This window comes from Vibrio sp. B1ASS3 (genome assembly GCF_905175355.1).
In the GTDB taxonomy this organism is placed as follows: domain Bacteria; phylum Pseudomonadota; class Gammaproteobacteria; order Enterobacterales; family Vibrionaceae; genus Vibrio; species Vibrio owensii.
In genome coordinates, this window is record NZ_HG992742.1 from 3,608,335 (window position 1) to 3,623,361 (window position 15,027).

The 15,027-nt window shown below is 47.1% G+C and carries 13 protein-coding genes and 1 riboswitch; of the genes, 3 read left to right on the plus strand and 10 right to left on the minus strand.

What is annotated here, in order from left to right; genetic code table 11:
* The first annotated feature begins 9 nt into the window (after window positions 1-9).
* Window positions 10-447, plus strand: coding sequence for a universal stress protein (locus KJB05_RS16285; protein ID WP_005437370.1), 438 nt, complete (start codon window positions 10-12; stop codon window positions 445-447).
* Between the two features lie 94 nt (window positions 448-541).
* Here the strand turns inward: KJB05_RS16285 and thiQ are convergent, their stop codons facing one another.
* The 5 genes from thiQ to mpl all read right to left on the minus strand — a co-directional run bounded on the left by thiQ (window position 542) and on the right by mpl (window position 6,087).
* Window positions 542-1,246 carry a thiamine ABC transporter ATP-binding protein gene (thiQ, locus tag KJB05_RS16290; RefSeq protein ID WP_208444335.1) on the minus strand — a complete coding sequence of 235 codons (705 nt, stop codon included), beginning with the start codon at window positions 1,244-1,246 and terminating at the stop codon, window positions 542-544.
* The gene (thiP, locus tag KJB05_RS16295; RefSeq protein ID WP_080642195.1) at window positions 1,246-2,832 is read right to left on the minus strand and encodes a thiamine/thiamine pyrophosphate ABC transporter permease ThiP; all 1,587 of its coding nucleotides are present in this window, start codon (window positions 2,830-2,832) and stop codon (window positions 1,246-1,248) included. The genes thiQ and thiP overlap by 1 nt, the downstream gene beginning before the upstream one ends.
* Window positions 2,833-2,846: 14 nt before the next feature.
* The gene (gene thiB / locus KJB05_RS16300; protein WP_045456300.1) at window positions 2,847-3,839 is read right to left on the minus strand and encodes a thiamine ABC transporter substrate binding subunit; all 993 of its coding nucleotides are present in this window, start codon (window positions 3,837-3,839) and stop codon (window positions 2,847-2,849) included.
* Between the two features lie 69 nt (window positions 3,840-3,908).
* A riboswitch (TPP riboswitch) is annotated at window positions 3,909-4,058 on the minus strand.
* 32 nt (window positions 4,059-4,090) lie between these two features.
* Window positions 4,091-4,729, minus strand: a complete 639-nt coding sequence (locus tag KJB05_RS16305; RefSeq protein WP_005450501.1) for a flavin prenyltransferase UbiX — start codon at window positions 4,727-4,729, stop codon at window positions 4,091-4,093.
* Window positions 4,729-6,087 (minus strand): UDP-N-acetylmuramate:L-alanyl-gamma-D-glutamyl-meso-diaminopimelate ligase, encoded by a 1,359-nt coding sequence (gene mpl / locus KJB05_RS16310; RefSeq protein ID WP_039841394.1) that lies wholly within the window; start codon window positions 6,085-6,087, stop codon window positions 4,729-4,731. The genes KJB05_RS16305 and mpl overlap by 1 nt, the downstream gene beginning before the upstream one ends.
* Window positions 6,088-6,400: 313 nt before the next feature.
* Between mpl and fbp the strand changes: the two genes are divergently transcribed.
* Window positions 6,401-7,417 carry a class 1 fructose-bisphosphatase gene (gene fbp / locus KJB05_RS16315; protein WP_005430527.1) on the plus strand — a complete coding sequence of 339 codons (1,017 nt, stop codon included), beginning with the start codon at window positions 6,401-6,403 and terminating at the stop codon, window positions 7,415-7,417.
* Window positions 7,418-7,542: 125 nt separating this feature from the next.
* Window positions 7,543-8,073 (plus strand): inorganic diphosphatase, encoded by a 531-nt coding sequence (gene ppa / locus KJB05_RS16320; RefSeq protein ID WP_005437361.1) that lies wholly within the window; start codon window positions 7,543-7,545, stop codon window positions 8,071-8,073.
* 65 nt (window positions 8,074-8,138) lie between these two features.
* Here ppa and KJB05_RS16325 read toward each other — a convergent pair whose 3' ends face one another.
* The 5 genes from KJB05_RS16325 to KJB05_RS16345 all read right to left on the minus strand — a co-directional run bounded on the left by KJB05_RS16325 (window position 8,139) and on the right by KJB05_RS16345 (window position 14,947).
* Window positions 8,139-8,498, minus strand: a complete 360-nt coding sequence (locus tag KJB05_RS16325; protein ID WP_009707810.1) for a DUF2799 domain-containing protein — start codon at window positions 8,496-8,498, stop codon at window positions 8,139-8,141.
* Window positions 8,499-8,528: 30 nt separating this feature from the next.
* Window positions 8,529-8,867: a DUF2799 domain-containing protein gene (locus KJB05_RS16330; protein WP_199453138.1), complete on the minus strand. Its 339-nt coding sequence runs from the start codon at window positions 8,865-8,867 to the stop codon at window positions 8,529-8,531.
* 64 nt (window positions 8,868-8,931) lie between these two features.
* Window positions 8,932-9,279, minus strand: coding sequence for a gamma-glutamylcyclotransferase (locus KJB05_RS16335; RefSeq protein ID WP_005437357.1), 348 nt, complete (start codon window positions 9,277-9,279; stop codon window positions 8,932-8,934).
* Window positions 9,280-9,311: 32 nt separating this feature from the next.
* Window positions 9,312-13,238, minus strand: a complete 3,927-nt coding sequence (locus KJB05_RS16340) for a translocation/assembly module TamB domain-containing protein (RefSeq protein ID WP_208444336.1) — start codon at window positions 13,236-13,238, stop codon at window positions 9,312-9,314.
* Window positions 13,235-14,947 (minus strand): autotransporter assembly complex family protein, encoded by a 1,713-nt coding sequence (locus KJB05_RS16345; RefSeq protein ID WP_208444337.1) that lies wholly within the window; start codon window positions 14,945-14,947, stop codon window positions 13,235-13,237. Before KJB05_RS16345 ends, KJB05_RS16340 begins: the two co-directional genes overlap by 4 nt.
* Window positions 14,948-15,027 lie beyond the last annotated feature (80 nt).

The following is a 15,027-nucleotide window of genomic DNA, read 5'->3' on the forward strand; positions in this document are numbered from 1 at the left end:
AGACACTGAATGTATAAACAAATTCTTGTTCCGGTTGATCTAAATGACCAAGGCTTCTCTGACCGAGCTGTTGAGTTGGCTGTTTGGCAAGCAAAACAAGCCAACGCGGAAGTTCACTTACTGACTGTACTGCCTGGCATTCATATGTCGATGGTCGCAACTTACTTCCCGAAAGATGCGGCAGCGAAGATGAAGCAAGACGTGAAGCAACAACTCAAAACGTTTGCTGACCAGCACATCGATGATGAAGTGATTTACAAAGTACACGTTGCAGAAGGCAAAGCGTATGCAACCATCCTTGATTACGCTGAGCGCTTAGGTGCCGACCTTATCATCATGCCAAGCCACAAACGCTCAAAGATCAACAAAGTGATGTTGGGCTCTGTAGCGAGCAAAGTGGTAGAGAATTCACCAATCAATGTGATGGTAGTGAAGCCACAAGGCTAACGTACTCATTCAAACTCCCAAAATAAAAAAAGGTTGATGCTCGCATCAACCTTTTGTTTTTCTAAAGCCTAATTCATCAAAGATAAACGGCGCTCTACCCTGCCGCTCGCACAAACGCGGTTAAAACATCGCTAGAGTGCGATACCGCTAATTCATCAATGTCACCTGACGCTTCGACCTGACCACCAGCGATAAAAGCAAAGTGACTCGCAATCGCTCTTGCATCACTCAAGTGGTGCGTCACTATTAACACGGTAATACCACGATCAGTCGCAAGCTGTTTAACCAGTGTCAGCATCTCTTCACGCAACACGGGATCAAGTGCAGAGAAAGGTTCATCAAGTAGCCACATTGAATGCGGCTGAACAAAGCAACGTGCGAGTGCCACACGTTGGCGCTGACCGCCAGAAAGGTGTTCCGGTAAGCGATCTAAATACTCAGCAACGCCGACTTGCTTGGCTGCTTGCTCGACAAGAAGCTTTTGGTCTGCCGTAAGCTTTAACCCCGGATGCAGCCCTAAACCAATATTGTCCCTCACTGACAGGTGAGCAAACAGATTGTGTTCTTGGAACAGCATTGAAAACGGGCGCTGGTACGGCTCTTTACTCACGATAGATGTGCCATCAACCAAAATATCGCCTAGGTCAGGATTAATGAATCCAGCGACCAAAGCGAGCAAGGTTGATTTACCTGCACCGCTCGGTCCCATCAGCGACACGATTTGTCCGCGCTTAATCTCTAAATCAAAGCGAAACAGCTCACGTTGATAGGTGTACTGAACATCATCCAACACTAACATTATGCTTTCCCCTTTGTTTTTAATACTTTTTCAATCACAGCAAAGCAGCCTACGCTGAGTAACAACAAAGTAACCGACACAACCGCTGCTGCATCCATCTGATAACTGCCGAGCAGTTGGAATAGGTACAACGGCAAGGTTCTAAATTCTTGTCCGCCAAATAAGGCGATCGCACTTAAGTCACCAATCGCAAACATAAAGCTAATAGCAAAAGCATGGGCAAACGGCTTACGCAGTGCTTGCCATTCCACGACTTTAAATCGTTGCCAACCACGCATGCCTAAGCTGGCACACACGTACTGATATTGCTGCTCAATGTGCAACATAGGTTGAGATAAAGTCTTAATGACGTAAGGCAATGCCATCAAGCCGTTAACCAAAATAACGACAAAAAACGCTAAGCTGAATACATCGGTAAACGATCGTAGTAACAGGAATAATCCCGTACTGATCACCAATCCCGGCGTTACTAAGATAATGGTTCCGATAAGCTCAATTTGATCGGCGCGAGTATTTTTATACTGCAATCGCCAACGTCGACTGGTCAGCAAAATCGATACGCCTGCGGCAACGGCAAGAGAGCTCGCCAGTACCGCAACTTTGAGCGAATTAAACAGTGCAGACCAAAAACGCTCATCGGTCAGTACCGACCAAACTTGCTGATTGATACCACTGAACACCACCATCACAAGCGGCGGTATAACTAGTAAAAAGGCACCTATGATCCAAAAGCTATCCCAAGCTTTTGACCACCCATGATCCTTCGTTAAATATTGCTGTACCGATGTGCTGCCAGCGCTTACTGATACTGGCTTCGTCAACTTCTGTACGCCAATTGCTAACAAGCCACATAGTAGCATTTGCCACAGTGCCAAAAGTGCTCCAGCCTGCAGATCAAAATCGAACTTAATCGCTTGATAAATGGCGAGTTCAATGGTGGTCGATTTCGGTCCGCCGCCTAATGCCATCACGGTGGCAAAACTGGTAAAGCAAAGCATAAACACCAAGCCGCTTACGTGTGGCAATTGCTGTCTTAGGCGTGGCCATTCCACCCAACGAAACTTGTCCCAATGGCTCATTCCAAGGTGTGCACACAGTTTATGTTGTTCTGCAGGTATCGACTCCAATGCCTGCAAAAGGAGTCGCGCTGCATAAGGCATATTGAAGAACACATGCGCAAGCAAAATACCGTTCAGACCATAGATGGAAAACGGTAGCTCAGCGTCGATACTTTTCAGCCATTGCGCTAATAAGCCGCTGTTACCGTAAATCGCCAATAAGCCAAATACACCAACTAACACCGGCAGAACTAAGGTAGACGCAAACAACTTGAGTAATAGAGACTTCCCAAAGAACTCACGTCGAGAAAGTGCGTGAGCAACAGGAATAGCAAAGCCAACACTCAATAGTGTAGAAAGGAAAGCTTGGTAGAAGCTGAACTTGGTGACGTGTTGATAGTATGGGTCTCCCCACACCATAGACACATCAAGTGAAGGAGCTTGAACAATCAAAGCACCTAGGGCAGAAACAACAAAGGTCGCGATAATCATCGCGACCCCTAACCCTATTTTCGGAACAGAATTCAAAAGTAGAACCTATATTAGAACGTCAATGCGCTTTGCCACTCGCGAATCCAAGTCTTGCGCATTTTCGCTACTTCGTCTGCACTAAAGCTCAGTGGTTTGCTTGGTACGCTCAGAGTTTCAAAACCTTTTGGCAACTCAACGTCAGTCACTGGGTACATCCAGTTACCAGTTGGCATCGCAGATTGGAAATCATCACTCAAAATAAAGTTCATGAACTCATCTGCTAGCTCAGCATTCTTTGAGCCTTTCACCTTAGCCGCTACTTCTACTTGCATGTAGTGCCCTTCAGCAAAATCTGCGCTTGCGTATTTCGCGTCATCTTCTGCAATCAAATGGTACGCGGGAGAAGTCGTGTAAGACAGCACGAGATCGGACTCACCGTTCAAAAACATCGAGTAAGCTTCTGACCAACCTTTTGTAACCGTAACCGTTTTAGTCGCCAGTTGCTTCCACGCTTGAGTCGCATCGTCGCCATAGATGGACTTCATCCACAACATCAAACCTTGTCCCGGCGTCGAAGTGCGAGGGTCTTGGTAAATCACTTTCAGATCGTCACGCTCTTCCACCAGCTCTTTCATGCTTTTTGGAGGATTCGCCAACTTCTCCTTGTTGTACACAAACGCAAAGTAGCCGTAATCGTACGGTACGAAGGTCTTATCGTCCCAACCATTAGGCAAGGTCGTCTTCGATGTATCAACATTGTGCTCAGCCAGAAGCCCAGTCTTTTTCGCTTCCGCCATCAGGTTGTTATCCAAACCTAACACGATATCCGCTTTGCTATTGTTTCCTTCCAAGCGAAGGCGGTTAAGGATTGAAACACCGTCATCCAGAGCAACGAAATTAACGTCGCAACCGCATTTGGCTTCGAACGCTTTTTCAACTTTAGGACCAGGTCCCCAATCGGCAGCGAAAGAGTCGTAAGTGTAGACAGTTAGGGTGTTTTCAGCGGCAAACGCTGAAGTAGAAGTGATGGCTGCAAGGGCAATCAGACTAAGAGTGGTTTTCACTGCTCGCTCTCCATTTGCATTAGTAAACATGAGTTGAGCGGCACAGGGTTGAGGCGGTATCTAGGACTTCCAATATCCAGACTCAATTCCTACGCCAGCATTATCTGGTTCAGGTAATACGGGTCCCTGTTTGCTCAACAACGTTAAGCGATTAGGTCTCAGCACCCAATGGTATTGATAAGGTCAATGCCAAATGGGTTTGCTCCCCGATGAGTTGGATGGATTGTAAAGGTCTTTTATTGATTACACAATCAACGTTGGTCATAACCCCAACGTGGCACCAAGCCTTGCTCAATACCGAGGTGATCAAGAATTCTTGCCACCATAAAGTCAACCAAGTCTTCGATGCTCTTAGGCTGATGATAGAAGCCCGGTGCCGCAGGCATAATGGTGACGCCCATCTGCGAGAGCTTGTGCATGTTTTCCAGATGCAGCGTCGAGAATGGCGTTTCACGCACCACAAGTAATAACTGTCCGCGTTCTTTCATCACCACGTCTGCTGCGCGTTCAATCAAGTTATCCGACATGCCGTGTGCAATGGCCGCGACACTGCCCGCGGAACATGGACAAACCACCATTTGCTTTGGTGCCGCAGAGCCAGACGCCACTGGTGAGAACCAATCGTCTTTGCCACAAACGGTGATGTTATCTGGATTGCAGTTAAGGTGTTCCACCAAGGCTTTTTGCGCCGCTTCAGGGCCGCTTGGCAATTTCAGGTCATGTTCAGTCGCCATTACCACTCGCGCAGCCGAAGAGATCAGCACATACACGTGGTAGTCCGCGGCAACCAAACATTCAAGAAGACGAAGCCCATACGGGGCACCAGAGGCGCCCGTTAATGCTAATGTGATGGCTTTTTTGGGGGTTACTTTTTGCTGCATAGATGTCATTAAGCTTTTTGTTTCAGTTGTTCTAGAAGCTTGCCGTGGATACCACCAAAGCCACCGTTACTCATCACGAGGATTTGATCACCTGGCTGCGCTTGCTCTACGATTTTTGCGACAAAGCTATCCATCTCTGCATCCACAAAAGCAGGTTGTTTACACTGATCTGCAATCTCTTGTACCGACCAATCAATGTTATCTGGTTGGAAAAGGAACACCTCATCAGCACTGTGCAGAGAAGCCGCCAAAGTATTCTTATGAACACCGCGCTTCATCGTCGCAGAGCGTGGTTCCAAAACGGCAAGAATACGTTTTTCGCCAACCTTGTTACGTAAACCGCCCAATGTCAGTTCAATCGCCGTTGGATGATGAGCAAAATCGTCGTAAACCGTCACGCCCTGCTCTTCACCTTTCAGCTCTAAGCGGCGTTTGGTATTGATAAAACGACCGAGAGCCTGACAAGCCAGTTCTGGCGCAACACCAACATGACGTGCAGCTGCAATGGCCATAAGAGCGTTATCCACGTTGTGGTCACCAACAAGGTCCCAATCTACGACACCCACTTTCTCGCCTTGCAACGACACTTCAAATTTAGAACCATCAACAACCAGTTTGTGTGCTTGCCAATCACCATCCACACCAGAGAACTGCTTTTCAGTCCAACAACCGCGCTCGATCACGTCTTGCAACGACTGATCTTGCTTCGGTGCAAGGATCAAACCGTTCCCTGGAACAGTACGCACTAAGTGGTGGAATTGACGTTTAATCGCTTCAAGATCGTCGAAGATGTCTGCATGATCAAATTCAAGGTTGTTCATGATCAATGTGCGTGGGTGGTAGTGAACAAACTTAGATCGTTTATCGAAAAAAGCACTGTCGTATTCGTCCGCTTCGACGACGAAAAACATACTTTCACCTAAGCGTGCTGAGACACCAAAGTTACCCAACACACCACCGACAAGGAAACCAGGCTGGTAGCCACAGTCTTCCAAGATCCAAGCTAGCATGCTTGAAGTGGTGGTTTTGCCATGGGTACCCGATACCGCCAGAACCCAGCGATCGTGCAATAAGAACTCTTGTAACCACTGTGGGCCAGAGGTGTAACGCATATTGGTATTCAACACATGCTCAACACATGGGTTACCACGGCTCATTGCGTTACCAATCACCACAAGATCAGGTTGAGGGTCAAGTTGAGAAGGGTCAAAGCCTTCAATAATTTCAATACCTTGAGACTCCAACAGGGTGCTCATTGGTGGATAAACGTTGGCATCCGAACCCGTCACTTTATGACCTAGCTGACGCGCTAAAATTGCCGCACCGCCCATAAACGTGCCGCAGATACCCAAGATATGAATGTGCATAAACTTAACCTTGTAATGCTTTCTTTAATCCTTTCATTATCGTGATAACCACCAGAAAAGCGAGTGCCTTTCGCCCTGTTCGTGCAGTCTCTTTCACAAATCTGACAGGGCTTAGTACTGACTGACCAAGCATTAACCAAGTGACAGACTTCTTATGCAATAAGACAAATAAATTGAGATCTCAGTCGGTTACTTCATTACCATTAATAAGATCCGCGTCATAAACTTACATCTAGCGCAATCGTTTAACATCCATAAAGAGATGACCCATTGCGCGACACCCCCAACGAAATGAAAAATGTAAGGATAAACCATGTCAGGACTGCGCACCCTAGGCGAATTCATTGTTGAGAAACAAGCGGATTTCCCCCACGCTAGCGGTGATCTTTCATCTCTCTTAGCTTCCATTCGTTTAGCTGCCAAAATTGTTAACCGCGAAATCAACGCGGCAGGTCTTGGTGATATCACCGGCGCTGTAGGTACGGAAAACGTGCAAGGCGAAGATCAGCAAAAGCTTGATGTATACGCGAACGACAAGTTCAAAGCAGCACTTGAAGCACGTGACCAAGTGTGTGGCGTTGCAAGTGAAGAAGAAGATGAAGCGGTTGCGTTCAACAAAGAACTAAACCAAAACGCAAAGTACGTTGTACTAATGGACCCACTCGATGGCTCATCAAACATCGATGTGAACGTATCAGTCGGTACGATTTTCTCTATTTACCGTCGAGTTTCTCCTATTGGTACCCCGCCAACAGAAGAAGACTTCCTACAGCCTGGTCACAAACAAGTGGCGGCGGGCTATGTGATTTACGGCTCATCTACTATGTTGGTTTACACCACGGGTAATGGCGTAAACGGCTTCACTTACGATCCATCGATTGGCAGCTTCTGTCTTTCTCATGAAAACATGATGATCCCAGAAGACGGCAAGATCTACTCGATCAACGAAGGTAACTACATCCGCTTCCCGCAGGGCGTGAAGAAGTACATCAAGTACTGTCAGGAGAATGTGCCTGAAGATGGTCGCCCATACACTTCTCGCTACATCGGCTCACTGGTTGCGGACTTCCATCGTAACTTACTTAAAGGCGGCATTTACTTGTACCCAAGCACACAAAGCCACCCTCAAGGCAAACTGCGTCTGTTGTACGAGTGCAACCCAATGGCATTCTTAATTGAGCAAGCTGGCGGTCTGGCGTCTGACGGTGTAAACCGCATTATGGATTTGAAACCGACCGAACTGCACCAACGTGTGCCTTTCTTTGTAGGTTCAAAGAACATGGTCAACAAAGTCGAAGAGTTTCTTGAGCTGAATCGCGAAGAAGACTAATTTCAGACCTTTGTCCAACGCGGCAGGTGTTTACCTGCCGCGTTTTTGTCGTTAAAGTGAACTGCGTAAATGTTAGCCAGATTAAGCCTCTAAACGCTTAATCCTCAATGAAAAGGAATATTCAAATGAGCTTAAACAACGTACCAGCAGGTAAATCACTGCCTGACGATATCTATGTCGTTATCGAAATCCCTGCTAACGCGGATCCAATCAAATACGAAGTAGATAAAGACACTGGTGCTGTATTTGTCGACCGTTTCATGTCTGCGCCAATGTTCTACCCATGTAACTACGGCTACGTGAACGACACTCTTTCTCTAGATGGTGACCCAGTTGACGTACTGGTTCCTACTCCTTACCCATTGATGCCAGGTTCTGTGATTCGTTGCCGTCCAGTTGGCGTATTGAAGATGACGGATGAATCAGGTGAAGATGCGAAAGTCTTCGCTGTGCCACACTCTAAAATCTCAAAAGAGTACGAAGGCATTCAAGATGTAGACGATATTCCAGAATTACTCAAAGCCCAAATCACGCAGTTTTTTGAACGTTACAAAGAGCTTGAAGCAGGTAAATGGGTGAAAGTGGATGGTTGGGCAGATGTTGCTGCCGCAAAAGCAGAAATCCTAGAATCTTACGAGCGTGCGCAAAGCAAATAACCGCGAACGTTAAAAAGAGAAAGAGCTGCACACAGGCAGCTCTTTTTTGTTTTCACGATATATCGTTAGTAACCACCAGCCGTCGATAGCCTGCCTGATTCATAATCGTTTTGAAAAAATGGATCAACGTCATCGCAGATACCAAAGTAAGGCGCGCCCTGTACGCCAAGAATGTAAGCACTTTGCTCGCAGTATTCTTGTTTACCTTCTTGATAGCCAGTTTTGTATGCCGTGATGAGTTCAGGAGTAGCACGATTAGTGTCATCTAACTTGGCGATGCGCTCTTCCGATAATTCAATCGCTCCGTCTAACGCTGATTGCTTACCGAAGGCCTGCCAGTCTGTCACGCTCACAGAGGTTGGTAACGTTGTCTGAGCACAAGCGTTGAGGAAAAGTAACATAGCGCCGACCACGAATAATCTCATAATCACTCCTTACATCTTACTGATTGCTTGCTAGTAACGTTTACTGCCCTTTGCTGTGCGACCCAACTCGTATTCACGACGGAATCGGTCATCTAGGTCATCACAGATACCACGGTAGTAACGCCTACTTTCACCGAGTGTAAAAGCGTCTTGAGCGCAGTAATTAGCTCGACCACTTTCGTAGCCATTACTGTAAGCCATGTATAGCTCATCGTCTTTATTGAACTCTTGCATAGACAGTTTGATATCGCCCGCTTCTGCACGCTGCATACCATATTGCTTCCATTCCATGCTGTCGTTGCCACTAGGTGGTGCGGTATTTGAACAACCGACCAGTAGCAGCAGTATGATTGGTGAAAGATATTTCATCGCAGACCTCCCAAGTCTTTGTTGTATATATCGTCAATGCATACGTTACTGGTCTAAGTATAGTTCACACGCGTTGGCACCAATCGCCAGATGCTATCTCTTCCGTAAGTTGTTCTGTGTCTTGATATAAGTAGATCCAAGCTTGGCCAAATGGCGTCGCAATGGTTTCTCTTCGATACTCAACCGGCACATCTTCCAGCTTATCTAGCTCAACCAAGGTGTCATTATCAATCAAGTACACTTCGCCTTGTATGACTTGCTGCCCCGTCGACAAAGCGGGGTAAGGCCCCAAGTCATAAAGCGCGAACTGGGCATCGGTTTGATGATGCCCAAGAAATTCAGCAGTACTCAAAAAGTGATGGTTGTGCTCTCCTTTGCGCAAGGTGCCATACACAAAAACCAAATGCTGCATAACCACTCCTTAGTTATGTTTAAAAGCTAAGCTTAGTTGAATTCAAATTGGTAAAGCAGATCAACCGCACTATCGACACCGGATACCGCTTCTAAGTACAAATCTTTCATCAAACGATAACGAACAGTGAACTCGCCTAAAGAGGTAAAGATACCCACGCCGTATTTCACTTGAAGACCCGGCAGAATGTAACCACTCACCGTCACCTGAGAGTCATCACCCGAACCTGCCGTATCCAATTGCAGGTCTTGTACACCAAAGGCTTCACCGATTTCACCCACTACTTTACCGCTCTTCGCCAAGCTGAGACCGATCAAGGTTGTGGTCATCGCGTTACCGCCCGACTCCGCATCGATATCTTGACCACGCAATAGGTAAGACAGCGCGTTTGCTTGTGGCATTGCAGGATCCGAGAAGATTTCTACCGTTGGGTCACTCGCAGGGCCAGTCACTCGAACACCTGCCGTCACATCATCTTGCGTGTTGTCTGGGTTACGAATCGCTTTAATCGATACGTAAGGTTGATCCGCTGGACCATTCATCATGATCTTACCTTCTTCAATCACCAAGTCTTGGCCGAATGAACGGTAAGAACCGTCGACGATATTCACTTCACCGACAATGAATGGACCTTTGTCTTTTTGCGTCACGTTCAAGTTTCCTTGCAAGTCGCCTTTTAGGCCAAATGCAGATAACTGGAAGTCATCGCCAATCTTAATGTTGATGTCGGTTTCGACGTTAAACGGCAGCGCTGGCTCACCATCGACCGGTTGCATGTCTTTGTTCAAGATAACCGTATCGCTCGAGACACCAACTGCGCTTGGCGGCAATTCATCCACCAAGATACGTCCCCACGGTAGATTGATATTACCTTCTACCTTGGCAAGCTTCGGTGTGACATCAATAGTCATGTCTGGCTCGACCTTGATTCGCACCATCGGCGGCATATCAACTTTTAGCTCTTTAGCAAACACACGAGCTTTGGTGTGCCAGTTTTCTAGATCGCGCCAATCTGCATCACCGTTAATTTCCAACTTGCCATCTGGCGTAATAATGCCAGCGTCTAAATCCGCTTGGTGACCTTTAAAGTTAATCGCGACTTGGCCAGAGTTGATATCGATTGGCGTCACTTCACCTTGCAGCTTCATTTGGTCAATCAAGAATTGGCCGTTGACCTTCGGATGCATCACATCACCCGACAGAGCCAGATCCGTATTCATGTTCGCTTTGAACAAGCTGTATTCACCAATCAGCGGGGCTAAGAAATCGAGATGGAACGTCGATAGCGACACTTTACCATCGATAGTTGGCTTTTCTGAAGAAACGTCATTCAACGCTACCTTACCGGATAAATCACCGTTGTCTGTGACGTCAAGTAGCCACTCGGCATCTAACTTATCCTGAGCCAATTTTGCTTTGAGGCTCACGCTTTCCCAACCGACCTTGATTGGTTGCTCTAGTGTTTGCTCAACCTGACCTTTTGGCATATCCACATTCACCGTGACTTCCGGTTTAATGTCTGGTGCCCATTTCGCAAACGCGTTCGCATTCACCGAACCTTGCAGTTTGGTTTCTGGCGGTAAGAATTGTTTGATTTGGTCAAAGTCAAAGTTGGTGATGGCTAACTTCGCTTCGCCGCTCTTACCTACGCTGATGTCCTCACTCAAACACACACTCGACTTAGACTGTAACCAACAGTGCGCTTGTACATCAGCCACTTGCTTGTCGATGTTCACTTTCACTGCCGTCGATTTCTGCAGTGCCCAAGGGCCTTGTGGTGTGCTTAGCGTGAGTCGGCGCAATGCACCATCCCAGATCATTTCAGGTTTCTGCTTAAACGTACCTTCAATTTCTAAGCTGCTTGAAACGATGTCTGATACCACATCCAATGTCAGTTGATGCAGTTTCTCATCACCCGTCACTTCAAGATCTGCGCTGTCGATTTTGATGTCATCGTAAGTGATGTTTTTCGCAATCAAACTCACATCAGCTTTCGGCGCAGGCAGAGGTGTCACATCACCCTTCAGGGTAATCGTCTCGACCTTCGCTTGTTGTTGCCAATTCACTTGGTTAAGCGCGAGATCTAATTTGATATCTGGCTGTTTCAGGCTACCGCGAAGTGCGATATTACCATTCATCTTACCGCCAAGATCCGGCACGCTTTTCGCGAAATCAGGGAAGTTAACCTCAACATCCATTAAAATTTGCTTGTCGATCTTACCTTTCGCTCGCAATGAGTTAGGGCCATGCGACAAGGCTAAACCTTGAGTATTAAGTTGAATGTCTTCGCCTTTGCCAGTCTTATCCGCGGCGTCTAATTGGCCTTCAATGTTTAACGGGTAGCCACGTAGAACACCGTCGATGTCCAGTTTAGGCAGACTCACTTGCCAGCCACCTTGATCGGTTAGTGAGCCTGAAGTCGATAGACTACCGCTGATATCACCTTCGGCTTCTGGCCACTGTAAACCAGGTTGAATGTTCTTCAGGTTCAGATCGGCTTGCCAGTTGATTGGTGCCGCCCAGTTAGCCATTACCTTACCCGCTAACTCACCACCTAGCGTTTTGATTACAATGCTGTCTAAATCAATCTGCTCAAGCGTACCTTTGCCGTTCAGCGCCACATCGACTGCTGGGATATCTTTACCCGATGCCTTCGTTTCTAGCGCAACGGTGTAGCCATCTAGTGAGCCTTTCGTCTCTAAACTCGGCACAGAGACTTGATAGTCACTTTTTCCACTCAATGGCCATTGCGCTTCGACATCTTTCAGTTTGATATCAAATGGCAACTCTGGTTTAAGCGGTTGAACTTGGCCTTCAATCTTGGCTTTAACCAGATCAGAAAGCGTTGCTTGTAATGACAAATCACCCACGGAGCCAGACGCAGATAACGACAACTTCTGGCCTTTCACGTCCGCTTGTTTAACTAAGGCATCAATCTGCGCTTGAATTGGGTAATCAGCCGATAATGTCACTTGCGTACTTAGCTGACCTTCCACTTCCGGCATATCAAGCTCAAGCGTTTTAACATCGACTTTATCACCGCCCGCCGTTGCTTTGAGTCCTAAGTGATGAACGATAACCGGCGTGTCACCAGACAATTTAAAGTCATGAATATCAAGACGCTGCGCGTCGATGGTCAGTGGAATCCATACCTCTGGTAAAACAATACCTTCAGGCTCAGCTTCTGCCGTCGCTTGGGGCTGTGTCTTATCTTGTTGTTTTGCAGCAACCTCTTGAGTTGAGGCTTGTTCTGATAGTTGCGTTTTATCTGTCGCTTCAGATGCCGTATTTGCCGACTGTTGAGCCACTTTGGTTTGTGACTCGCCTTTCTCGTCTGCAGCTTTGGCCTCTGGTGCTTGTGTAGATTGCTCTTCTGTCGCCTCTTCACTTGGTGCAAGAGCAACATTGATGGCTTTCAATGCCGTTGGTGCAATGACTAAACGGTCACCCTGCATCGACAACGCCGTCGAGAAATCTTGCCAGTCAATTTTGTTTCCTAAGATGTTTAGGTTGATGTCGTTAAAGCTGACTTTATTGACAAAAATTGGCACAGGAGTGCTGATGGAACGCAGCGGCGGGGTTTCTTCTTCCGGCTCTTCACTTGCAGGAGGCAGCTCCGGCATTTGGAAGTTCACACCTTGCAGAGCTAGCTCATCCACACACACTTTCGGATCAAAGAAACAACGGAAGTTGATCGCGAGCGTTAAGCTCTCAACCTTTGCATCAACATTCAGCGACTCGTCAACAAAGCTGACGTTGCGTAAAGCAAATCGAGGGAACAATGAACCTTGAATTTGCTCAACTTTAAGTTGTGGTAAAGCTTTCTCTGCGCCCCAAAGCGCCAGCTTTAAACCTGGATGCGTAAATAGAATGGTGCCGACGAAGATCGCCAGCAAAAGAATTAGACTCAGCAGACCGATTGAGAACCATTTCGTCCACTTCAAGGTTGTTTTCATCATAGCTCAGGCCCCAATGAGAAGTGGATGCGGAATTCAGGATCTGGCTCAGAGTCTAGACCCCAAGCAAAGTCAAAGCTGACCGGACCAACTGGAGATGCCCAGCGAATGCCCACACCCGCGCCCGATTTCCAGACTGGGGTTTCATTAAATGCGTCACCGATATCGTAGAAGACTGCGCCCCACCAGTTACCAGTTACGCGATATTGATACTCAAGCGTGCTGGTCACCATGTACTTCGCACCAGTCAATGCCCCACTGGCATCGGTTGGCGAGATAGACTCATAACCATAACCACGAATGTTGTTGTCACCACCGGCGAAGAAACGCAGCGATGGCGATAGCTTTTCAAATTCATCAGTGATGTTGGCACCACCTTCTAGACGGAATAAGCCACGATGGTTCTGACCAATCCCTCGAATCCAAGACGTACGACCCAGAAGACGAAGAACGCGAGTTTCAGACAACAATGCAGGGTCGCCGTATTCAACGGTCACACTCTGCTTATCACCCCACATTGGCATGTTGCCGCCACGAGTTCGTGTACGAGAGAACGACGCACCCGGCAGAACAAATTGCACACCATCTTCTTGCAAACCTTGCGAGAAGTTTTCGTACAAGTGGCGAACGTACAGAGTCTTGTGCCAACCACCATCAGTGATCCAGTGACGCTCTACCGCAAGATTCGATTCCAAACTCTCCGTATCGCGGTTATCAAGGTGCTTCAAACCGAACTGAAGTTGGTAGTACTCATGCAGTACATCATCAAGTGGGATTTTGTAGCCCGCTGTAATGGTTTGTTCAGGTTTCGATAGCGAAAGCGCGGTATCAAAACTGTGGCCACGAGCGCTTACCCATGGTTTTTTCCATTTCAGCGTACCGCGCACACCGGTATCGGTAGAGTAACCAATACCCGTCTCCAATTGGTTTTTCGCAGCAGGAGCAAGAGAGACTTTGATTGGCAAGTCACGACCGTCATCCAACTTACTCAGATCCGGCTCGACAAACACCGAAGAGAACCAATCGGTGTTAGATAGGTTTTGGTTATATTCACCCACTTCGGAAACCAAGTAAGGCTCACCAGTTTTAAATGGACGCAGAGAGTCCACTCGATCTTCCCAGATCTGACTGCCCAGAATTTCAACCGTACCAAAGTGATAGCGAATACCACTGTCATAATGCAAACGAACATTCGCTTCGTTTAGCTCTGGTACAATTTCTAGGCGGCTCAGCTTAAAGTCGCCATTAAAGTAACCGCGTTGCAGCGCTAAGTTGCGAATTCCTGATTTTAGAGCGTCGTATTCCCCTTGATTGAGGATACGACCTTCTTTCAATCGTGATTTGTTGATGAGATTCGTGAACTCTTCGTCTTTCTCGGCTTCACCCGAAATCACCACGTCCATCTTTTTTATTCTGACCGGCTCGCCAGGTTTGACGTTGACGATCAGTTCATCATTATCTTTCGTAATAGTGTATGAAATTTTCGCATGATAATAGCCGAGCGCATTCAACGCTTCAGTGATACTTTGTTCCAATCGCGCCTGAAAGCGCAAAGACGTAGAGTAGTCGTCTTCGGGAATTGAAGACAAATAAGCGTTCACATTATCTTCTAGCGCGCCATCGATGCCCTTGATCGTCAGGGAAACATCGGCGTAAGCGCTATGAGAAAAGGCAAGGAGGCTAGCAATTATCGGGGTAGCTTTTCTTATCATGCTTTTTAGCTGGACGAGGTTAAATAAACGTAAACAATAATAACGCCAATTAAAGGCTAAGTCTGTAATATTAATAGGTT

Bases quoted from the DNA above. Each gene is read 5' to 3' on its own strand.
- KJB05_RS16285 (WP_005437370.1), top strand. From the start codon at position 10: ATGTATAAACAAATTCTTGTTCCGGTTGATCTAAATGACCAAGGCTTC.
- thiQ (WP_208444335.1), bottom strand. From the start codon at position 1,246: ATGTTAGTGTTGGATGATGTTCAGTACACCTATCAACGTGAGCTGTTT.
- KJB05_RS16305 (WP_005450501.1), bottom strand. From the start codon at position 4,729: ATGACATCTATGCAGCAAAAAGTAACCCCCAAAAAAGCCATCACATTA.
- mpl (WP_039841394.1), bottom strand. From the start codon at position 6,087: ATGCACATTCATATCTTGGGTATCTGCGGCACGTTTATGGGCGGTGCG.
- fbp (WP_005430527.1), top strand. From the start codon at position 6,401: ATGTCAGGACTGCGCACCCTAGGCGAATTCATTGTTGAGAAACAAGCG.
- ppa (WP_005437361.1), top strand. From the start codon at position 7,543: ATGAGCTTAAACAACGTACCAGCAGGTAAATCACTGCCTGACGATATC.
- KJB05_RS16325 (WP_009707810.1), bottom strand. From the start codon at position 8,498: ATGAGATTATTCGTGGTCGGCGCTATGTTACTTTTCCTCAACGCTTGT.
- KJB05_RS16330 (WP_199453138.1), bottom strand. From the start codon at position 8,867: ATGAAATATCTTTCACCAATCATACTGCTGCTACTGGTCGGTTGTTCA.
- KJB05_RS16335 (WP_005437357.1), bottom strand. From the start codon at position 9,279: ATGCAGCATTTGGTTTTTGTGTATGGCACCTTGCGCAAAGGAGAGCAC.
- KJB05_RS16340 (WP_208444336.1), bottom strand. From the start codon at position 13,238: ATGATGAAAACAACCTTGAAGTGGACGAAATGGTTCTCAATCGGTCTG.
- KJB05_RS16345 (WP_208444337.1), bottom strand. From the start codon at position 14,947: ATGATAAGAAAAGCTACCCCGATAATTGCTAGCCTCCTTGCCTTTTCT.